Origin of the sequence: Geodermatophilus normandii (assembly GCF_003182485.1) — a bacterium.
Lineage (GTDB): Bacteria > Actinomycetota > Actinomycetes > Mycobacteriales > Geodermatophilaceae > Geodermatophilus > Geodermatophilus normandii.
Genome location: NZ_QGTX01000001.1, coordinates 2,928,006 through 2,947,944, shown reverse-complemented (window position 1 = coordinate 2,947,944; position 19,939 = coordinate 2,928,006). Strand labels below are relative to the sequence as shown.

At 75.5% G+C, this 19,939-nt stretch carries 17 protein-coding genes and 1 pseudogene; 3 read left to right on the top strand and 15 right to left on the bottom strand.

Annotation, left to right across the window (positions count from 1 at the left end):
* Positions 1-52 precede the first annotated feature (52 nt).
* The 7 genes from JD79_RS14365 to JD79_RS14335 form a co-directional block, all read right to left on the bottom strand.
* Positions 53-466: a universal stress protein gene (locus tag JD79_RS14365; RefSeq protein WP_245900102.1), complete on the bottom strand. Its 414-nt coding sequence runs from the start codon at positions 464-466 to the stop codon at positions 53-55.
* Positions 463-2,046, bottom strand: coding sequence for a tripartite tricarboxylate transporter permease (locus JD79_RS14360; protein ID WP_110006063.1), 1,584 nt, complete (start codon positions 2,044-2,046; stop codon positions 463-465). Before JD79_RS14360 ends, JD79_RS14365 begins: the two co-directional genes overlap by 4 nt.
* Positions 2,046-2,633 carry a tripartite tricarboxylate transporter TctB family protein gene (locus JD79_RS14355; RefSeq protein ID WP_211307986.1) on the bottom strand — a complete coding sequence of 196 codons (588 nt, stop codon included), beginning with the start codon at positions 2,631-2,633 and terminating at the stop codon, positions 2,046-2,048. Before JD79_RS14355 ends, JD79_RS14360 begins: the two co-directional genes overlap by 1 nt.
* The gene (locus JD79_RS14350; RefSeq protein WP_110006062.1) at positions 2,630-3,625 is read right to left on the bottom strand and encodes a Bug family tripartite tricarboxylate transporter substrate binding protein; all 996 of its coding nucleotides are present in this window, start codon (positions 3,623-3,625) and stop codon (positions 2,630-2,632) included. Before JD79_RS14350 ends, JD79_RS14355 begins: the two co-directional genes overlap by 4 nt.
* 42 nt (positions 3,626-3,667) lie before the next feature.
* On the bottom strand, positions 3,668-3,874 hold the full coding sequence (locus JD79_RS14345) for a potassium-transporting ATPase subunit C (protein ID WP_245900101.1): 207 nt from the start codon (positions 3,872-3,874) through the stop codon (positions 3,668-3,670).
* A 126-nt stretch (positions 3,875-4,000) separates the two neighbouring features.
* A complete protein-coding gene (locus JD79_RS14340; protein ID WP_110006060.1) occupies positions 4,001-4,420 on the bottom strand; it encodes a VOC family protein in 420 nt (139 codons plus the stop codon).
* A gap of 10 nt (positions 4,421-4,430) precedes the next feature.
* Positions 4,431-4,865, bottom strand: a complete 435-nt coding sequence (locus JD79_RS14335; protein ID WP_211307985.1) for a helix-turn-helix domain-containing protein — start codon at positions 4,863-4,865, stop codon at positions 4,431-4,433.
* A gap of 73 nt (positions 4,866-4,938) precedes the next feature.
* Here JD79_RS14335 and JD79_RS22700 point away from each other — a divergent pair, with 73 nt between their 5' ends.
* Entirely contained in the window at positions 4,939-5,094 is a 156-nt protein-coding gene (locus JD79_RS22700; RefSeq protein WP_170149209.1) for a hypothetical protein, read from the top strand.
* Between the two features lie 275 nt (positions 5,095-5,369).
* Here JD79_RS22700 and JD79_RS14330 read toward each other — a convergent pair whose 3' ends face one another.
* From JD79_RS14330 to JD79_RS14315, 3 genes and pseudogenes are all read right to left on the bottom strand, one after another.
* A complete protein-coding gene (locus JD79_RS14330) occupies positions 5,370-5,627 on the bottom strand; it encodes a hypothetical protein (protein WP_146220454.1) in 258 nt (85 codons plus the stop codon).
* 667 nt (positions 5,628-6,294) lie between these two features.
* Positions 6,295-9,192 (bottom strand): excinuclease ABC subunit UvrA, encoded by a 2,898-nt coding sequence (gene uvrA, locus JD79_RS14320; protein WP_110006058.1) that lies wholly within the window; start codon positions 9,190-9,192, stop codon positions 6,295-6,297.
* A 139-nt stretch (positions 9,193-9,331) separates the two neighbouring features.
* A pseudogene (locus tag JD79_RS14315) lies at positions 9,332-10,761 on the bottom strand (amidase).
* A gap of 47 nt (positions 10,762-10,808) precedes the next feature.
* Between JD79_RS14315 and JD79_RS14310 the strand changes: the two are divergent.
* Positions 10,809-11,468 carry an MBL fold metallo-hydrolase gene (locus JD79_RS14310; RefSeq protein WP_110006057.1) on the top strand — a complete coding sequence of 220 codons (660 nt, stop codon included), beginning with the start codon at positions 10,809-10,811 and terminating at the stop codon, positions 11,466-11,468.
* A 25-nt stretch (positions 11,469-11,493) separates the two neighbouring features.
* Here JD79_RS14310 and JD79_RS14305 read toward each other — a convergent pair whose 3' ends face one another.
* Positions 11,494-12,489 (bottom strand): TerD family protein, encoded by a 996-nt coding sequence (locus tag JD79_RS14305; RefSeq protein WP_211307984.1) that lies wholly within the window; start codon positions 12,487-12,489, stop codon positions 11,494-11,496.
* Positions 12,490-12,586: 97 nt separating this feature from the next.
* On the opposite strand from JD79_RS14305, the gene JD79_RS14295 reads away from it, so the two are divergent.
* Entirely contained in the window at positions 12,587-14,293 is a 1,707-nt protein-coding gene (locus tag JD79_RS14295) for an Hsp70 family protein (RefSeq protein ID WP_110006056.1), read from the top strand.
* A gap of 1,875 nt (positions 14,294-16,168) precedes the next feature.
* Here the strand turns inward: JD79_RS14295 and JD79_RS14285 are convergent.
* From JD79_RS14285 to JD79_RS14270, 4 genes are all read right to left on the bottom strand, one after another.
* Entirely contained in the window at positions 16,169-18,220 is a 2,052-nt protein-coding gene (locus JD79_RS14285) for a S9 family peptidase (protein WP_146220453.1), read from the bottom strand.
* A 65-nt stretch (positions 18,221-18,285) separates the two neighbouring features.
* Positions 18,286-19,029, bottom strand: coding sequence for an AIM24 family protein (locus JD79_RS14280; RefSeq protein WP_211307983.1), 744 nt, complete (start codon positions 19,027-19,029; stop codon positions 18,286-18,288).
* Positions 19,014-19,280 (bottom strand): hypothetical protein, encoded by a 267-nt coding sequence (locus JD79_RS14275; RefSeq protein WP_211307982.1) that lies wholly within the window; start codon positions 19,278-19,280, stop codon positions 19,014-19,016. The genes JD79_RS14280 and JD79_RS14275 overlap by 16 nt, the downstream gene beginning before the upstream one ends.
* A gap of 11 nt (positions 19,281-19,291) precedes the next feature.
* On the bottom strand, positions 19,292-19,936 hold the full coding sequence (locus tag JD79_RS14270) for an AIM24 family protein (protein WP_110006055.1): 645 nt from the start codon (positions 19,934-19,936) through the stop codon (positions 19,292-19,294).
* Positions 19,937-19,939 lie beyond the last annotated feature (3 nt).

The following is a 19,939-nucleotide window of genomic DNA, read 5'->3' as shown; positions in this document are numbered from 1 at the left end:
GTCCGTCACAGAGACGATAAGCGCAGTGACGCCCCGGACTCAAGTGGGCCGCTCACGGAGGGCGGGGCGGCCCCTTCACCGTGAGGATCGGGCACTCGACGGTCAGCAGGATCCGCTGCGCGGCGCTGCCCATGAGCAGCTTCCCCACCGCGGACCGCCGGCGCAGGCCGATGACGAGCAGCTCGGCACCGGTCTCGGAGACGGCGTCCGCGAGCTCCTCGGCGACGTCGCGGCCGATCGGGCGGCGAAGCTCGAAGGGCAGCCCGGACACGGTGAGCTCGTCCTCCAGCCGGCGCAGCGGGTCGCCCTGCAGGTACTCCTCGTCGACCAGCGCGTCACCCCGGCTGCTGTTGACCACCACCAGCCGGGCGCCGCGGCGGTGCGCCTCGGCCACGCCGTGCTCGAGGGCGGCGCGCCCGCGCGGGGTGGGCACGTGCCCGACGACGACCACCGGCTGCCGGCTCACCGCTCCTCCTCGTCCCCGGGCGGGGCACCGACCGTCTCGCGGTGCCCGTGCTCCGGGTGCCTGAGCCCCTCGCCCGCCTGCAGCTCCTGCGGCGTCGACCGCCGCCCGCGCACCGCGCGGAGCACGACGGGCAGCACCAGGGCGAGCAGCGCCAGCGCGAGCACGACGCGGCTGAACCAGGTGTCGACCAGCACGCCGAGGTCGCCGCTGCTGATCGCCAGGGCCCGCCGCAGGTTGGTCTCGGCGACCGGGCCGAGGATCAGCCCGATGACGGCCGGCGCCACCGGCCAGCCGTAGCGGCGCATCGCGAACCCGAGCAGGCCGATGACCAGCAGGAGGAGCAGGTCCAGGGGGTCGGCGTTGACCGCGTAGCAGCCGAGCGAGGCGAACAGCAGGATCCCGGCGTAGAGGTAGGGCCGCGGCACCCGCAGCAGCTGCACCCACACCCGCGCCAGCGGCAGGTTGAGCACCAGCAGCATGAGGTTGCCGATGAGCAGCGCGGCGATGAGCGTCCAGACCAGCGAGGACTCGGTGGACAGCAGCGTCGGGCCGGGCTGGATGCCGTAGCCCTGGAACGCCGCGAGGATGATCGCCGCGGTGGCCGAGGTGGGCAGGCCGAGGGTGAGCAGCGGGACGAGCACGCCGGCGGCCGCGGCGTTGTTGGCCGCCTCCGGCCCGGCGACGCCCTCGATGGCGCCCCGGCCGAACTCCTCCGGGTGCTTGGTGAGCTTCCGCTCCGCCGCGTAGGACAGGAACGTGGGGATCTCGGCGCCGCCCGCCGGCAGCGCGCCGAGCGGGAAGCCCAGCGCCGTCCCGCGCAGCCAGGGGCCGACCGAGCGGCGCAGGTCCCGCCGGGTGAACCAGGGCCCCGACGCCGCCATCACCTGCACCGGCCCGCGCCGCAGCCGGGAGGCCACGTACAGCGCCTCCCCCACCGCGAACAGCGCCACGGCCACCACGACGACGTCGATCCCGTCGGACAGCTGCGGGATGCCGAGGGTGAACCGCTCCTGCCCGGTGAGCACGTCGGTGCCGACCAGCCCGAGGTACAGGCCGACGCCGAGGGAGGCCAGCCCGCGCAGCGGCGAGGCGCCGAGCACGGTGGCGACGGCGACGAACGCCAGGACGGCGAGGGCGAAGTAGTCGGCGGGCGTGATCCCGATCGCCAGGTCGACGACGGTCGGCGCGACCAGCGCGAGCAGCAGCGTGGCGATCGTGCCGGCGACGAAGGAGCCGATCGCCGCGGTGGCCAGCGCGGCGGCGCCGCGGCCGGCCTTGGCCATCTGGTTGCCCTCGAGCGCGGTCATGATCGAGCTGGACTCGCCGGGCGTGTTGAGCAGGATCGACGTCGTCGAGCCGCCGTACATGCCGCCGTAGTAGATGCCGGCGAACATGATGAACGCCGTCGTCGGCTCCAGGGCGTACGTGACCGGCAGCAGCAGCGCGACGGTCATCGCCGGGCCGATGCCGGGCAGCACGCCGACGGCGGTGCCCAGCAGCACGCCGAGCAGCGCGAACAGCAGGTTGACCGGGGTGAGCGCGTCGGCGAAGCCGCCGAGGAGGTCCGACAGCGCGCCCATCAGAACCAGCTCGTGGCGAGCTCGAGGAGGACGCCGCCGGGCAGGGCGACGCCGAGGCCCTTGACGAACACGATCCACACGACCACCGACAGCACGCCGCCGGCCAGCAGCGGGCGCACCACCCCGCGGGCGCCGAGGGCCCAGGCGACCAGCGCGAACATCAGCGTCACCGCGAGCGGCCAGCCGACGACGTTGATCAGCAGCGCGTGGCCGAGGAAGGCGACCGCGATGATCCCGACGGCGGCCCACGACGTCGGGGCGTCGGGGTCGACGTCCTCGCTCTCGTCGGCGGGCCCGCGGTCGCCCCGGAGCACGCGGAAGCCGAGCGCCAGCGCGGTGGCCACCACGACGCCGCCGATGAGGTACGGGAAGAAGCGCGGGCCGATGGTGTTCGCCGAGCCCGGGACGGCGATGTTGGCGGCGTCGAGCAGCAGGTAGAGGCCCAGCGCGCCGAGCAGCACGACCATCGCGAGCTCGCCGCGGCTGACGCCGGTGCGCGGCGGCGCGGGCGGGCGGGGACCGGCCGCGGCGTGCGACCCGGTGGCGTCCCGCGTGGAGACGTCGGGGTCGGGCGACCCGCCGCTCACTGCACCAGCCCGATCTCGCGCAGGATCGCCAGGACCCGCTGCTCCTCCTCGACGAGGAACTCGCCGTACTCCTCACCGGCCAGCAGCAGGTCCGACCAGCCGTTGGCCTCCACCGCCTCCGCCCACTCGTCGCTGTCGTGCACGTCGACGACGAGCGCGGTGAGGTCCTCGCGCGCCTGGTCGGACATGCCCGGCCGCGCCATCAGGCCGCGCCAGTTGTCCACCTCGACGTCGAACCCGGACTCGATCAGCGTCGGGACGTCGGGCACCTGGTCGGAGCGCTCCGCCGTCGAGACGGCCAGGCCGACGAGGTCGCCGGTGCGCACCTGCTCGCCGTAGTCGGCGGTGCCGGAGATCCCGGCGGCGACCTGGTTGCCGAGCAGGGCCGCGAGCGACTCCCCGCCGCCGGAGTAGGCGATGTAGTTGACCTCCCCGGGGTCGATGCCGGCGGCCTGGGCCAGCAGCCCGGCGAGGATCTGGTCGGTGCCGCCGGCCGACCCGCCCGCGATCGGGGTGCCCGCCGGATCGGCGGCCCAGACCTCGACGAAGCCCGCGATGTCGGAGTACGGCGCGTCGGCCGGGGCCACGATGAGCTCGGTCTCGCCGATCAGCCGGGCGATCGGGGTGACGTCGGAGAGCCGGGTGGCCGAGTCGTTGGTGTCGACGGCGCCCACCATGACCAGGCCCATCATCATGAGCAGCGCGTCGTCGGTCTCCCGGGCGAGCTGGCCCAGGCCGATGGTGCCGCCGGCGCCCTCGACGTTGAACACCTGCACGTTGCGGGCCAGGCCGCTGGTCTGGACGACGCGCTGGAAGACGCGGGCGGTGGTGTCCCAGCCGCCGCCGGGGCTGGCCGGGGCCATGAGCCGCAGGCGCGAGAGGTCGCCCGGCTGCACGACCGTCCCGGCACACCCGGCCAGGGCCCCTGCAGCGGTCGCCAGCGCCGGCGCGGCCAGCGCCCCGGCGAGGAACGACCTGCGGCTGAGCGGCACCCGCGGGCCTCCCCTCGACCGTGACGGTGGTCACACCCGACGCTAGACCCGGCCGAACCCGCGGTCCAGCGCGAGGTCGAGGCCGGGCACCCGCACGTGCGGGGCCCCGATGGAGCCCAGGTCGCGGCCGGAGGTGGCGTCGTCGACCAGGGCCCGCACCGCGTCCGGGTCCACCCCGCGGGCCCCGGCCACGCGCCGGACCCGGATCGCGGCGTGCGCCGGCGAGCCGTCGGGGTCCGGGCCCGTCACCGGGTACACCAGCCGGGCGGCGACGTCAGGAGCGCACCGGCGTGGGACCGGGCGTCTCGACGGCTCCTCGACGGCCGGGCCCGCGGACCTCGACGCGGTCCTGCCGGGCCCGGCCGGGAGGCACCGTCAGGCCGGCGGCGGGGTCATCTGCGCGATGCGGACGGAGTTGCCGAACGGGTCGCGGAGGCCGAAGTCGATGCCGTAGGGCTGCACGACCGGCTCCTCGGGCAGGTCGACGCCCTTCTCCTTGAGCTCCGCGTGCGTCTTGTGCGCGTCGTCGGTGGTGAGGAACAGGTGCCCGCCGCCGGCGCCCTTGGTGACCAGGTCGCGCACCTGGTCGGCGACCTCCGGGCCCACCGACGGCGGCGCGGGCCGCTCGAGGAGAACGGCGTGGCCGGGGTCCGAGGGCAGGGCGACGGTCAGGAAGCGCATCGGCCCGAACTGCTGGTCGGTCTGGACCTCGAAGCCCAGCTTGCCGACGTAGAAGTCCAGCGCCTGGTCCTGGTCCAGCACGTAGAGGGAGGTGATCGAGATCGAGGTCAACATGCGGAGAACGCTAGGAGGCGGCGTCGTCGCCGGGCTTCTCCGGAACTGCTGTCTTCTCGCTGGGGCGCAGCCAGCGCATGCCGAAGCAGCTGGGCACGGGCGCGAGCGGGCCGCGCCTCCGGTAGACGCTCGGCGGCTCCCCCACGACGTCGGCGAACACGCGGCTGAACGTGCCGAGGCTGGAGAAGCCGACGGCCATGCACACGTCGGTGACCGTGCGGTCGGTGCTGCGCAGCAGGAACATCGCCCGCTCGACGCGGCGGCGCTGCAGGTAACGGTGCGGCGTCTCGCCGAAGGTGGCCCGGAAGGTGCGGATGAAGTGGGCCTCGGACACGTGCGCGACGCGCGCCAGCGCCGGCACGTCGAGCGGCTCGGCGTAGGAGCGGTCCATCTCGTCGCGGGCCCGCAGCATGCGCCGGTTGGAGTCCTCGCTGGCCCGGCTCACGACGGGAGCATCGCAGGGTCGTGACGCGATCCTGGCGCGACGGGCCGCCGCCCCGCCCCGATCAGGGGTGATCATGGACGCCGTGCTCACGGCGCGCACCGACAGCTCGGACGAGGTCGGCGCGCTCGGAGCCGGCGCCGACGACCACGCGACCGAGCCGTTCGACATGGGCGAGCTGCGGGCGCTGCTGCGCCGGAAGCCGGGCGGACCGGCGAGCCGGTGGTCGTGACCGGCTCCTCCACCGTGGACCTCGCCGCCCGCCAGGTCACCGTCGACGGCGTCCCCGTGCGGCTGGTGCCACCCAAGTGGGCGCTGCTCGCCGAGCTGGCGCGCTCCCCCGGCCGGCTGGTCGGCCAGCGGCAGCTGCCGCAGTCGGCGTGGGGCCGGCCTCCGAGCGCGAGACCCACCACCTGCGTGTCCACCTCGACCAGCTGCGCCGCAGAGCTCGAGCCGGACCCGGCGCACCCGCGGTACCTGCGCACCGAGCCGGGGATGGCCACCGCTTCACCCCGTGAGGGCGCGGCACCTCGGGCACTCGCCGCCCGTGTCCGTCTCCGGCCACGGCTCGTCGAGGACGGCGACGATGACGCCGCACAGCGCCACCTCGGGCTCGCCCGTCAGCTCGTCGGCGCTGCGGTGCGCCTCGACGGCGTGCAGGGCGTCGGCGACGGCGTCGGGGTGCATGCGACGGGGCCAGCGGGAGCGCGGCCGGCCGGAGAGGAGCAGGGTGCCGACCGCGCTGACTGTTCGGTCAGTAATCACGCCCCCCAGTGTGCCCCGCCTCACCATCCGCCAACCAGCCGTGCCGTTCCTCCACCGGCCCGGGACCCGGGGACGTCGATCGGTCCGGGCGCACGGCCACGATCGCGGGCGCACCGCCACGGCGTACCCGGCCGGCAGCGGACCCGGAGCGACCATGGGCGAGACAGAGACGACCACGGTGCCCCACCTCGGCACCTCGACCATCGGCTACCGCTTCGGCAGGCCCTACGACGCCGCGCTCCCCACCCTGGTCATGGTCGACTCCTTCAGCACGTCCGCCGACCTCCACCGGCCGCAGTTCGCCGACGAGGACCTCGCCGCCACCGCCAACCTGCTGGCCCTCGAGCCCTACGGGCACGGCGAGACCCGCGCCGGGTACGGGCGGTTCACCTACTGGGACTCGGCCGTCGCGGACCTGCAGGTCCTCGAGCCGCTCGGCATCCGCGAGGCCCTCGTCCTCGGCACCTCGCAGGGTGGCTGGGTGGCGGCCCGCATGGGCCGTGCTCGCACCGGGCACCCTCGGCACCGCGACCGGGCATCAGCTCCGCCCACCGTCCCGCAGCGGCGGCGCGGCCGATCGGCAGCCAGGCGGCGCCGTCCCGGTCGGAGAGCTCCGGGTGCGCGTCGGCCGGCACCGCCTCGCCGACGCGCACCCGTTCCGCTCCGGTCAGCTGGCGCGCTTGCGCGTCGCCCGCTTCTTCGGCTCTGCAGCCGCCGCCTCGATCGCCTTCGGGTCGAGCAGTGGAACCAGGTACCGGCCGGTGTGCGACTCCGGGACCGACGCGACGAACTCCGGCGGCCCCTCGGCGACGACCGTGCCGCCCCGGAACCCGCCCTCGGGACCCATGTCGATAAGCCAGTCGGCGCTCTTGATGACGTCGAGGTTGTGCTCGATGACGATCACCGAGTTGCCCTTGTCGACCAGCCCCTGCAGCACGAGCAGCAGCTTGCGGATGTCCTCGAAGTGCAGGCCGGTGGTCGGCTCGTCGAGGACGTACACGCTGCGGCCGTTGGACCGCTTCTGCAGCTCACTGGCCAGCTTCACCCGCTGCGCCTCACCGCCCGACAGCGTCGTCGCCGGCTGGCCCAGCCGCACGTAGCCCAGGCCGACGTCGGTCAGCGTGCGCAGGTACCGGGCGATCCCGGGGATCGCGGCGAAGAAGTCCGCGGCCTCCTCGATCGGCATGTCGAGGACCTGGGCCACCGTCTTGCCCTTGTAGTGCACCTCGAGCGTCTCCCGGTTGAACCGGGCGCCCTTGCACACCTCGCACGGGACGTAGACGTCCGGCAGGAAGTTCATCTCGATCTTCAGCGTGCCGTCGCCGGAGCACGCCTCGCAGCGGCCGCCCTTGACGTTGAAGGAGAACCGCCCCGGCTGGTAGCCGCGGATCTTCGCCTCCGACGTCTGCGCGAACAGCTTGCGGACCTGGTCCCACACGCCGGTGTAGGTGGCCGGGTTGGACCGCGGCGTCCGCCCGATAGGCGACTGGTCGACGTGCACGACCTTGTCCAGGTGCTCGAGCCCGGTGACCGTCCGGTGCCGGCCCGGGACCATCCGCGCACGGTTCAGCTGGTTGGCCAGCACCGTGTAGAGGATGTCGTTGACCAGGCTGGACTTGCCGGACCCGGAGACCCCGGTGACGCCGACGAGCAGACCCAGCGGGAAGGTCACGTCGACGCCCTTGAGGTTGTGCTCACGAGCGCCCTTGACCACCAGCTCGCGGCCCGGCTGCGGCTGCCGCCGCACCTTCGGTACGGTGATCTCCATCCGGCCGGACAGGTACTGCCCGGTCAGCGACCGCTCGCTGGCCAGCAGGTCCTCGACCGTGCCGCTGACGATCACCTCGCCGCCGTGCTCGCCGGCGCCGGGGCCGATGTCGACCACCCAGTCGGCGGTCTTGATCGTGTCCTCGTCGTGCTCGACGACGATGAGCGTGTTGCCCATGTCGCGCAGCCGGACCAGCGTCTCGATCAGCCGGGTGTTGTCCCGCTGGTGGAGCCCGATCGAGGGCTCGTCGAGGACGTACAGGACGCCCACCAGCCCGGAGCCGATCTGCGTGGCCAGCCGGATGCGCTGCGCCTCGCCACCGGCCAGCGTCGCCGCCGGGCGGTCGAGGGACAGGTAGTCCAGGCCGACGTCGACCAGGAAGGACAGCCGGGCCTGGATCTCCTTGAGCACCCGGTCCGCGATCGCCCGCTCGCGGTCGCCCAGCTCCAGCGACCCCAGCCAGTCGGCGGCCTCGCCGATCGACAGGCCGGTGACCTCGGCGATCGAGCGGCTGTTGAGCTTGACCGCGAGGATCTCCGGCTTGAGCCGGGTGCCGTGGCAGACGGGACAGGGCACGTCACGCATGTAGCCCTCGTACTTGTCCCGCATGTAGTCGCTGTCGGTGTCCTCGTGGCGGCGCTCGAGGAAGGGCAGCACGCCCTCGAAGGCGGCGTAGTAGCTGCGCTCGCGGCCGTAGCGGTTCTTGTAGCGGACGTGCACCTGGTCGGGCGAGCCGTGCAGCACGGCCTTCTGCACCTTCGCCGGGAGCTTCTCCCACGCGGTGTCCATGGAGAAGCCGAGCTGGTCGGCCAGGCCGGAGAGCAGCCGCTGGAAGTACTCGTTGCTCATCGAGCCGGCCCACGGGGCGATCGCGCCGTCGGCCAGGCTCTTTTCCGGGTCGGGCACGACGAGGTCGGGGTCGACCTCCTTGCGGGTGCCGATGCCGGTGCACTCGGGGCACGCGCCGAACGGCGAGTTGAACGAGAAGCTGCGCGGCTCGAGCGCCTCGAACGACAGGCCGTCGTCGACGCAGGCGAGGTGCTCGGAGAAGGTCCGCTCGCGCTCGGGGTCGTCCTCGGGCAGGTCGACGAAGTCGAGGACGACGAGGCCGCCGGCGAGGCCGAGCGCCGTCTCGACGGAGTCGGTGAGGCGGCGCTTGGCGCTCTCCTTCACCGTCAGCCGGTCGACGATGACCTCGATCGTGTGCTTCTCCTGCTTCTTGAGCTTCGGCGGCTCGGTGAGCGGGTGCACCGTGCCGTCGACCCGGACGCGCGAGAAGCCCTGGGTCTGCAGCGAGCTGAACAGGTCGACGTACTCGCCCTTGCGCGCCCGCACGACCGGGGCGAGCACCTGGAACCGGGTGCCCTCCTCCATCGTCAGCACCTGGTCGACGATCTGCTGCGGCGTCTGCCGGGAGATCGGCTTGCCGCAGTTGGGGCAGTGCGGCTGACCCGCGCGGGCGTAGAGCAGCCGGAGGTAGTCGTAGACCTCGGTGATCGTGCCGACGGTCGAGCGCGGGTTGCGGTTGGTCGACTTCTGGTCGATCGACACCGCGGGCGACAGGCCCTCGATGAAGTCGACGTCGGGCTTGTCCATCTGCCCGAGGAACTGCCGGGCGTAGGCCGACAGCGACTCGACGTAGCGCCGCTGGCCCTCGGCGAAGATCGTGTCGAACGCCAGGCTCGACTTGCCCGAGCCCGACAGTCCCGTGAAGACGATCAGGGCGTCGCGGGGCAGGTCGATGTGGACGTCCTTGAGGTTGTGCTCACGGGCGCCGCGGACGACGAGACGGTCCAATGTGATCCCTGTCGGTCAGCCGGGCCGGCCGGTCGTGCCGGGGCCCACGGTGGTGGTGTCGAGATGTCGATACGGGCAACGCCGTCACGGCCCGCGCGCAATCCGTGACGACGACGACGTTGCCGCCTGGTGCGGGTGCTCAGACGGGAGCCGGGGACGGCACTCCGGCGGGGTCGAAGACCGGCGCGTGACGGCGCCAGGGCGCGCGGCGTTCCAGCTCTCCGGCCAGCCAGAGTAGTCGCGTCTCGCTGCCCGGGGGGCCCACGAGCTGGACCGCCAGCGGGTGCCCCTCGGGGCGCGTCCCCGCAGGCAGCACGACCGCCGGGACACCGGCCAGGTTCCACGGCGCGGCCCACGGCGCCCAGCGGGAGTTGGCCGTGACGTTGGCCAGGAACCCGCGCTCGTGCCAGGGCCGCGCCGGCAGCGGCGGGCCGTTGGTGATCGGCGTCAGCAGCACGTCGAGGTCGTCGTCGGCGAAGAACGCCGCCGTCCGCTCGCGGAACCGCTCGGCCGTCCGCGGCCGCACCAGCCCGGCCCGCCGCACCAGCCGGCCCAGCCGGGCGTGCGTGCGGCTGCGCGGCTGCAGGGCCGCGCGGTCGAGGCCGAGGAAGGCGGCGTCGTCCTCTGCGCCGGCCAGCCAGCGGGCGATGCCGCCCAGCGCGGCCCCGGGCGGGATCACCGGGTCCTTCTCGACGACGACGTGGCCGGCGCCGCGCAGCAGCCGGGCCGTCCGCTCGACCGCCGCCCGCGCGGGCCCGTCGGGGCGTGCGCCGGGCACCGGGGAGCGCCGCGCGACGGCGATCCGCAGCGGCCGGCCCGGGTCGGACGGCCCCGTCCAGTCGAGCGCCGAGGTCTCCCCCGCCAGGACGGCCGTGCCCAGCGCGACGTCGTCGACCGTGGTGGCGAGGACCCCGTTGACGGCCATGCCCGACCAGTCGTCGGCGCCGATCCCGCCGGGCAGCACGCCACGGCCGGGCTTGAGCGTCACCAGGCCGCACGCCGCGGCGGGCAGCCGCAGCGAGCCCATGCCGTCGTTGCCGTGCGCCAGCGGGACGACGCCCGCGGCGACCGCGGCGGCGGCGCCCCGGAGCTGCCGGCCGGCGAGCGGGCGGTGTCCCACGGGTTGCGGGTGACCGTGCCCGGGCCGTCGGTGGCGGCGTAGAGGCACAGCTCGGGGACGCGGGTGATCCCGACGACGACGGCGCCCGCGGCGCGCAGCCGGGCGACGACCTCGTGGTCGGCGGCGGCCGGGCCGGCGGAGGTGGCGGCGCAGCCGTCGGTGGCCACCTCGCCGGCCACCGCGACGTTGTCCTTCACCGCGACCGGGACGCCGGCCAGGGGCAGCGTGCCCCGGCGCGGGTGGGCGTCGACCGCGACCGCCTCGGCGAGCGCCGCCTCCGCGCGGACCACGCGGAACGCGCCGATCCGGGGCTCGGCGTCGGCGAGGTGGACGAGGTGGGCGCGCACCACGTCGACGGCGGACAGCTGCCCGGAGCGCACGCCCGCGGCGATGACGGAGGCGGGCAGGCCGACGAGCCGGGCGCCGCCCGGAGCTCCGCTAGCGTCCATGGGGCGACCGTATCCGCGGTCGCCGACACTTCTCGAACGGAGGCCCGATGAGCTACACCGGCGACGTCGAGGTGGGCGGCCCGGCCGACGTGCGGGAGCTGCCCGGCCTGACCATCAGCAAGGTCGCGGTCAGCGAGATGGCCAACAACGCCTACCTGCTGCGCTGCACCGCCACCGGGCAGGCGCTGCTCGTCGACGCCGCCGCGGAGCCCGGGACCCTGCGGACCCTGATCGGCGACGCCGACCTGCGCACCGTCGTCACCACGCACGGGCACTGGGACCACCACCGCGCGCTGCCCGACGTCGTCGCGGCGACCGGGGCGCGGACGGTGGCGCACGCCGCCGACGCCGGCGACCTGCCCGTCCCGGTGGACCGGACCGTGGCGCACGGCGACACGGTCGCCGTCGGCGAGCAGGCGCTCGAGGTGGTGCACCTGCGCGGGCACACGCCGGGCAGCATCGCGCTGGTGTGGCGCGGGGAGGGCGACTCCGGCACCCACGTCTTCACCGGCGACAGCCTCTTCCCCGGCGGCGTGGGCAACACCCAGCAGGACCCGGAGCGGTTCGCCAGCCTCCTCGGCGACGTCGAGCAGCGGCTGTTCGCCGTCCTCCCCGACGAGACGTGGGTGTACCCGGGGCACGGCAGGGACACGACGCTGGGGGCCGAGCGCCCGTCGCTGCCGGAGTGGCGCGCCCGGGGCTGGTGAGCCCCGGGCGCGCCGGCTCAGCGGCTCACTTGCGGCCGGGCGTCCAGTCCATGCCCCAGCCGTACTGGCGGTCCAGGACGTCCTGCCCGCCGTGCACGTAGCGCACCTCGCGGTTGACGACGAGCTGGCCGCCCTGGTTCTCGATCATCGCGATCGCGCAGATCCGGGCGCGGGGGTCGTGCTCGTCGAGGCGCACCTCGATCTGCGGCCCGTTCGCCGGGAACATCGTGACGACGGCGTCGGCCTGACCCCAGTTCGGCACGCCCTCGTAGATGAGCGCGAACACGAGGACCCGGCGGATCAGCGCGGTGTGCTGCAGGTCGACCATCAGGTTCTCGCCACCGCTGTTGGAACCGGACCGGTCGTCCCCGTCCAGCCAGACGATCGACTGGCCGTTGCCCAGGGTGTGCTGCCCGCGGAAGGCGTTGCCCAGGGCCTGGATGACGCCCTTGGACCCGTCGGCGTACTCGTAGAGGCAGCCCAGGTCCAGGTCGATCGCCCCGGAGCCGGCGGCCGAGGCGAGCCGCTTGAGGAAGCCACCGCCCCCGCCCCCGCCGGGCCTCGAGTTCCAGTTGAGGTTGACCCGCAGGACGCCGGAGGTGCCGGCCGTCTTGGTCAGCGAGACCGACGGCGCCGCCTTCGTCAGCGACACCTTGCCCGTGTTCGCGCCGCCCGGCTGGGCCGGCGGCTGCTGCCCGTACTGCTGCTGCCCGTACTGCTGCTGCCCGTACGGGTCCTGCTGCGGCGGCGGGGGCGGCTGGCCGTACGGCTGGCCCGGCGGCGGGTACGGAGGCTGCCCGTACGGCTGGCCCGGCGGCGGGTACGGAGGCTGTCCGTACGGCTGGCCCGGCGGCGGGTACGGCGGCGGGTACGGGGGCTGCCCGTACGGCTGCGTCGGGGGCGGCTGGTGCGGCGGCCCCTGGTGTGGCGGCGGGGGCTGGTGCGGCGGCGGCTGCGGCGGCGCCGGTGGGGTCTCCGGCTGCGGCGGCGGGGACTTCTGGCGCTTCGTGTAGTCGACCAAGGAGGGCCTCCCGGCAGGTTCCCCGCGGGGGCGGACCTGCGCTCTGAGCGGCGGACACGTCACCCCGAGACTAGGGGGCGCCGCTACCCTCCGGCCCATGCCGGCCGGTGCCCCCTCGCCCTCCCCCACCGTCCACGGGATCGACCTCGGCACCACCTACAGCTGCCTGGCGCAGGTCGACGACGACGGCACCGCCCGCGTCGTCCCCCTCCTCGACGGCGCGCCCACGCTGCCCAGCGTGGTGCTCTTCGTCGGCCCCGACGACTACGTCACCGGCGAGCGCGCCCGCGTCCTGGCCCGCGCCCGGCCCGACGACGTCTGCACGCTGGTCAAGCGGCGCATGGGCGACAGCACCTGGCGGTTCGTCAGCCACGGCCGGTCCTGGTCGGCGCCAGCGGTGAGCAGCCTGGTCCTCAGCGCGCTGGTCAGCGAGACCTCCTTCTCCACCGCCGGCCCGGTGCGCGACGTCGTCATCACCGTGCCCGCCTACTTCGGCGACGAGGAGCGGCGGGCCACCCGGCTGGCCGGCGAGTACGCCGGCCTGACCGTCCTCGACGTCATCAACGAGCCGACGGCGGCCGCGCTGTCCTACGGCTTCGCCCGCCTCGACGGCGGCGGCCCGTCGGACCACCTCGAGGAGGTCGCGCTCGTCTACGACCTCGGCGGCGGCACCGTCGACGTCGCGGTCGTGGAGCTGGCCGACCGGCGGCTGGCCGTGGTCGCCACCGACGGCGACCACGAGCTCGGCGGCGCCGACTGGGACGAGAGGCTCGCCGTCCACCTCTCCCGCGCCTTCCTCGCCGCGCACCCCGACGCCGAGGACCCCCTCGACGACGGCGCCGGCGGCCAGGCCCTGGTGCTCGCCGCCGAGCGGGCCAAGCGCGAGCTGAGCGTCCGCGACTCCGTCGTCGTGCCGGTCGAGCACGACGGCCGCCGGGTCGACGTGCCGGTGACCCGCGCGGAGTTCGAGCGGCTCACCGCGGGCCTGGTCGACCGCACGATGGCGCTGACCCGCGCGGCGGTGGCCGCGGCCCGCGCCCGCGGCGTCGACCGCATCGACCGGGTGCTGCTGGTCGGCGGCTCGACCCGGATGCCCGCCGTCGCGCAGCGGCTCACCGCCGAGCTGGGCGTGCGCGCCGAGGTGCACGACCCCGACCTCGCCGTCGCCAAGGGCGCCGCGGTGTACGGGCGCAAGAAGCAGCTGGAGCGCCTGCTCACCGCCGACCTGGTCACCCGCGGACAGCTGCGCTCCGGCATGCCGCTGGAGTACGCCGCCCCCGCCGACGTCAACGCCGCCTGCGCCCGCCTGGGCGACGCCTTCGGGCTCTCGGCCGCGCAGGTGCGGCGGACGGTGGAGATCGAGGTCCTCAACACCGTCTCCCGCGGCTTCGGCGTCCTGGCGCTCGACCGGTTCGGCGAGCCGGCGACGGTCTTCCTCGTGCACCGCAACGACCGGCTGCCGGTGGCCGTGCGCCGCTCCTTCGGCACCGTGCACGACGACCAGCGGCGGGTGACCATCCGCGTCGTCGAGCAGGGCGGCGGCACGGAGTCCACCCGGCCCGAGGACGCCAAGCTGCTCGCCGAGGCCTCCATCGAGGACATCCCGCCCGGTCACCCGGCCGGCACCGAGATCCAGGTCGTGCTGCGCATGGGCTTCGACGGCATCCTCGAGCTCACCGCGCTGCACGAGGGGCTCGCCGACCGGCCGCTCACCGTGCGCGTCGAGACCGGAGCGGCGCTCAGCCAGGCCGACGTCGCCCGCGAGCGCGCACAGGTGGGCCGGATCCGCCGCCGGCAGGACTGAGCGCGTGCTGCCTCCCGTGCTGCCTCCCTTCGACGGCAACGCCTACCGCAAGCGGGTCCTCGCCGCGATCGAGGCCCGCGGCGGCCCCGACGCCTCCGATCCCTTCGAGGTCTACGACCTCCCGCTGGACGTGCCCCTCCCCGACGACGAGGTGGCCCGCCGGGTCGACGACGTGTGGGGCTTCTGGCAGAAGCAGCGCGACCACCCCAAGTACCGGGGGCTGGTGACGGCGCTGCTGCAGACGCACGACGCGCTGGCCGCCCAGCTGCGCACCGCCGACGGCCGCGCCCGGCTGGCCGAGCAGACCCGTGCCGAGCGCAGCCGGCGGGAGGCCGCCCGGTACGCCGAGCTCGACGCCGCCCTGGAGCGGCTGGCCGAGCGCTTCGGCGGGGTGCCGGCCGACAAGGTCGAGGGCCTGCGCGGGCTGGCCGCCGCCGCGGGCATCGACGACGCCGCCTTCGCCGAGCGCCTCCGGCGGCACCGGCAGCTCGGCTCCGGACCGGGCACCGGCGACGCCGTCCTGCGGCAGGTCCGCGGCGGCCTGGAGGAGCTCGGCCGGATCGAGGGCGCCCGCGTGCCGAGCCTGCACGCGTTCCTCGAGCTCCCACCGACGGCGGACCGCGACACCGTGCGACGCCGCCGCGACGCGCTGCTGGTCCTCAACCGCCAGCGCCGACCCGACCGGCGGCGGGCCCTGGTCGACGACCTGCTGGCCGCCGTCGGCGCGCTCCTGGTCGACGGCGACCCGGGCGCGTACCTCGACGCGCTGGCCGACGACGTCCGCGAGGCCCTGCGCCCGCGGGTCGCCGCCGCCGTGCTCGTCGAGGACCGGCTCACCCCCGCCGACGCGGACGTCCTCGTGCAGGAGGCGATGGCGGCCGGTCTGGACCCGCAGCGGGCCTCCGCCGTGGTCGCCGCGCTGGCCGGCGAGGCCGGCTCCCCGGTCGCGCCGTCCCCTCCCCCGCCCGCCGTGCGCCCGGGCGGGACGCCCGACTGGTCCGCCGAGGTGTCCGCCGCCCGCGCCGCGATGCGTGCCGGGCGGCCGCGCGCCGCCGCCCGGCACGCGGCCGCCGCGCTGGCCGCGGCCGGGGGCGTGCACCCGCCGATCCGCGCCGTCCAGGACGAGGCCGCCGAGGCCGCCGCCCGCGCGGAGGGGTCGTGGCGGACGGTCGCGCCGCTGCTGGCCGCGCGCCGGCACGCCGCGGCCGCCGCCACGCTCGAGCGGCTGGCCGCCGAGGCCGCGGACGTGCCCGGCCCGGCCGGCGAGGACGCCGCGGAGCTCCTCGCCGCCTCCCGTGCCGCGCTGGCCGCTGCCGACGCCGCCGTGGTCGCGGCGCCGGCGTCCGGACGCGAGCGCGAGGTCGCGCTGCTCGCCGCCCTCCGCGCGGTCGCCGACCACCCCGCCGCGCAGGCGCAGCTCGCCGCGCTGGGCGTCGCGCCGGCCACCGGCGTCGTCGTCGCCCCGGCTCCCGGCGGCGCCCGCGAGGTGCGCTGGACGGCGTCGGCCTCCCCCGGCCCGGTCGAGTACCGGGTGCTGCGCGTGCGGCCCGACGGCACCCGCCAGGTGATCGGGTCGACCGCCACCACGGCGCTGGAGGACGGCGGCCACGGCCCGGTCGCCGGCTACGTCGTGGTCGCCTCCCGGCTGGGCGTCGCCTCCCCGGAGGTCGCCTCCCCCGCGGCCGCACCCCCCACGGCGGCACCTCCCGGGGCCGCGGCCCTGCCGCCGGTCACCGGCCTGGCCCTCGCCGGCGACCGGCTGCGCTGGACCTGGCCCGCGGGCTGCACCGAGGTCGTCGTCCTGCTGCGGCCCGACGCGCCGCCCGCGGGCCCCGACGACCCGGCCGCCACCCGCCGCAAGGTGACCAACTCCCGCTACGAGATCGACGGCGGGCTGCCGGTGCCCGGCTCCGGCCACGTGGCGGTCTTCCCCTGCACGCGGATGGACGGGCGGCTCGTGGTGTCCGCCGAGGGCGCGCGGCTGCGGCTCGCCTGAACCTCGACGGGCAGCCAGCGGTCCCACCACGCGAGCAGGTGCTCGAAGCGGGCCAGCCGGTGCCGGGGGCGGCCGGAACGGGACAGCTCGTGGCCCTCACCCGGGAAGAGCAGCAGCGCACTGGGCACGCCGCGCTGCTGCAGCGCCACGAACAGCCGGCGGCCCTGCTCGACCGGGCAGCGCTCGTCCTGCTCGGAGTGCACGACGAGGGTGGGCGTCCGGATCCTCGCCGCCTCCGCCAGGGGGCTCACCGGGTCGGGCCCCATGTAGGCGGCGGCGTACCACCAGCCGATGTCGCTGGAGCCCGCGAAGGAGACCGGGTCGGTCACCGCCCGTTCCACGACGGCGGCGGCGAAGCGGTCGGTGCGGGTGAGCAGCAGCGCGGTGAGGAAGCCGCCGTAGGAGCCGCCGTGGACGCCCACCCGGTCGGCGTCGAGCGCGGGGTCGGCGAGCGCGGCGTCGAGGAAGGCCAGGACGTCGTCGGCGTCCCGCTCGCCCCACGCACCGACGACGGCGCGGGCGTGCTCCTCCCCGTAGCCCGACGACCCGCGCGGGTTGCACTGCACCACGGCGTAGCCGGCCGACACGTACACCTGCGTCTCGTCGAGCAGCGACCAGCCGTACTGGGTGAACGGCCCGCCGTGCACGGTCAGCAGCACCGGGTGGGGGCCGGGGCCCTCGGGCACGGTGACCCAGCCGTGCACCCGCGTGCCGTCGGGCGCGACGGCGGTGCGCTCGGTGCTGCGGTGCAGCCGTCCGGTGGCCCCGAGCGCGGACCCGAAGCCGGTGAGCAGCCGCCGCCGCCCGGGCGTCAGGGCCACCAGCTCCCCCGCCGACCGGTCGTGCGCGACGGTGGCGACGACGACCCCGCCGCCGGTGCCGAACCCGCGCACCGTGAACGGCCCGTCGACCAGCGTCTCGGGCGTGCCGCCGTCGAGGGGCACCCGCAGCAGCGCCACCGACCCGCGCCGCTCGACGCCGACCAGCGCCGCTCCCCCGGCCAGCACCGTCGCCGGGGTGTCGTCGCCGCGGTGGTGCTCCCGCGGGTCGAGCACCGGCTGCAGCGGGCCGCCGGCGACCGGCACCCGGCACAGGGTCAGGCCCCGCGCGGCGACGTCGAGGCCGTCGGGGCCGAGGTCGGGACGGGCCGTGACGTAGAGGGCCGCACCGGCCGGGTCGAACGCCGGCAGCCGGCACTCGCCGCGGCCGCGGGTGACCCGCCGCGGCTCGCCCCCGGTCACCGGCACCAGCCAGACGTCGCGCACCAGGTCGCGGTCGGCACGGGCGTGCCGGGCGGAGACGAAGGCCAGCGTCCGGCCGTCGGGCGACCAGGCGACGTCGGTGTCCTCGCCACGGCCGTCGGTCACCTGGCGCGCCTGCGGGAGCTCGGCGGTGTCGTCGAACGGGTCGGCGGGCAGGTCGAGGACGAACACGCAGCTGGGCCGGTCGGCGGTGTACCCGACGTCGTCGACGCGGTGCCGCAGCCGGGTGACCAGCCGCGGCGGCTCGGCCTCCGGCGGCACCCCCTCGGCCGTGCCGTAGCGGCCGGCCTCCGGGACGCGGGCCACGAAGGCCAGCCGGCGGGAGTCCGGTGACCACACCGGAGCGCCGGCCCCCAGCGGGGCGTCGGTGAGCCGGCGGGGCGCCCCGCCCGCGGTGGGCAGCACGTGCAGCTGCGGGTGCCCGCCGTCGGCGGCCGACAGGTAGGCCAGCCAGCGGCCGTCCGGGGAGAAGGCCGGGGCGGAGTCGCGGGCGCCGGAGGTCAGCGGGCGGGCCGGCGCCGAGCCGTCGGTGGGCACGGCCCACAGCTGCCCGCGGTAGCAGTCGGCGTCGAGGTCGGGCCGGCCGACGGCGACCACCGCCATGCGCCCGTCCGGCGAGACCGCCGGCACCCCGGGGGTCCGGAGCAGGGCGAGGTCGGCGGGCCGCATGAGATACCCAGCGTAGTGCAGTCGTCACCCGGCCGGGTCCCGTGACGGGCCCGGCCGGGCGACGGTCAGGACTGCTGCTGGGCGCGGGCGACCAGCCGCTGGCCGAGGCTGCCGGCCTGGGCGTTGGTGAGCAGCTGGGTCTGCGACTCCACCAGCCGCAGCACCGCCGGGTCCTCGCGGGCCACCTCGGAGGACTGCAGCAGGATCGTGCCCGTCCCGGTGAAGTCGTACTGCCGCTCCTCGCCCGAGGCGCGGCCCAGCGCCCCGGAGAGGGCGCCGAGCATGCTCTGCGTCATCCACTGCGCGTCGTGGTGCACCGACGGCGAGGGGCAGTCGGCCCAGCCGAGCAGCGCGTCCGGGTCGGCACGGAACGGCGGCTCGACGAAGATCACCGGCCCGTTGGACGAGGCGATGAACTTGCCCGTGCCGATGAGCGTGACGAACCCGGGCACGATCGACTGCTTGAGCTCCAGCGCCGGGGAGAACGCGCAGAGGTTGTTCGCCTTGATCGTCAGGTTGCCGTCGTCGAGGTCGTAGGCGTTGAGGTCGAAGCCGCGGTCGCCGATGAGCACCTTGCCGTGCCCCCGGGCGACCACCCAGTCCTGGACGTAGACCGGGCTGGAGAACTTGGCGGCCACCCAGGCCTGCACCGACGAGTACTCGGTGACGGCGTCGAACTGGACGTTGCCGTAGTACGCCAGCATCGCGCCCTTGCTCATGAACCACTCGCCGTTGAGCGCGATGCAGAAGACGTAGGGGTTGACGTTGTCGTCGTCGGGCAGCGACTGGACGTTCAGCGTCGTCGGCACGCCGGCCGGCGGGGCCGACGGCTGCGGGGGCCGCCGTACGGCGGCTGCGGGGGGCCGCCGTACGGCGGCTGCGGCTGGCCGTACCCGGGCTGGGGCTGCCCGTACCCGGGCTGCGGCTGCCCGTACCCGGGCTGCGGCTGCCCGTAGCCGGGCTGGGGCTGGCCGTAGCCGGGCTGGGGCTGGCCGTACCCGGGCTGCGGCTGGCCGTAGGGGTTGCCGCCGCCGTAGGGGTTGTTCGGCGGGTAGGTCATCGTCGCCGTCCTCAGAACTTCTGCTCGCTGGCCTGCACGTACACCGTGCCGGACCCGCTGATCTTCAACTGGAAGGCCTCGCCGGAACCCCGGCCGACCACGTCGCGGAAGCCGACCTTCGCCGCCAGGTCGACCGAGAGCTGGCCGACGTGCCCGACGTAGGCCTGCGGGTCGACGCCGACCTGCGTGCCGTTGAGCTGCAACGGGAAGGCGCCGCCGTGCGACAGCAGCGCCACCGAGCCGCGGCCGTGCACGTTGGTGGTGAACAGCCCCTGCCCGGTCATGGCGCCGGAGATCGCCGACTTCACGCCGCCGGAGCCGAGGAACTGCACGCTGGTCTGCAGGTTCGCGTCGTGGACCAGCAGCCGGTCGGCCTCGCACACGAGCGGGGCGTTGCCGTCGAGCTCCAGGACGGTGACGTGCAGGCCCTTGTAGCCGTAGAGGACCTGGCCGGTGCCCTCGGTGGCCATCATCGGGTTGGACTCGCCCGACATCGCCGCGCCGACCATCCCGCCGATGCCGCGGCCCTGGCCGTGCACCGGGCGGAAGGTGACCTGGCCGGAGTAGCCGAGCATCGCCCCGCGGCGGGCCAGCACGGGGCTGGCCGGGCCGACGTGCGCGCGCACGACCTTGCTGTTGACCGTCTCGAACGACACCGC

Coding starts and splice junctions, on each gene's coding strand:
- JD79_RS22700 (WP_170149209.1), top strand. CDS start 4,939: ATGGACGCCGTGCTCACGGCGCGCACCGACAGCTCGGACGAGGTCGGC.
- JD79_RS14310 (WP_110006057.1), top strand. CDS start 10,809: ATGAGCTACACCGGCGACGTCGAGGTGGGCGGCCCGGCCGACGTGCGG.
- JD79_RS14360 (WP_110006063.1), bottom strand. CDS start 2,046: ATGGGCGCGCTGTCGGACCTCCTCGGCGGCTTCGCCGACGCGCTCACC.
- JD79_RS14340 (WP_110006060.1), bottom strand. CDS start 4,420: ATGTTGACCTCGATCTCGATCACCTCCCTCTACGTGCTGGACCAGGAC.
- JD79_RS14275 (WP_211307982.1), bottom strand. CDS start 19,280: ATGACCTACCCGCCGAACAACCCCTACGGCGGCGGCAACCCCTACGGC.
- JD79_RS14295 (WP_110006056.1), top strand. CDS start 12,587: ATGCCGGCCGGTGCCCCCTCGCCCTCCCCCACCGTCCACGGGATCGAC.
- JD79_RS14285 (WP_146220453.1), bottom strand. CDS start 18,220: ATGCGGCCCGCCGACCTCGCCCTGCTCCGGACCCCCGGGGTGCCGGCG.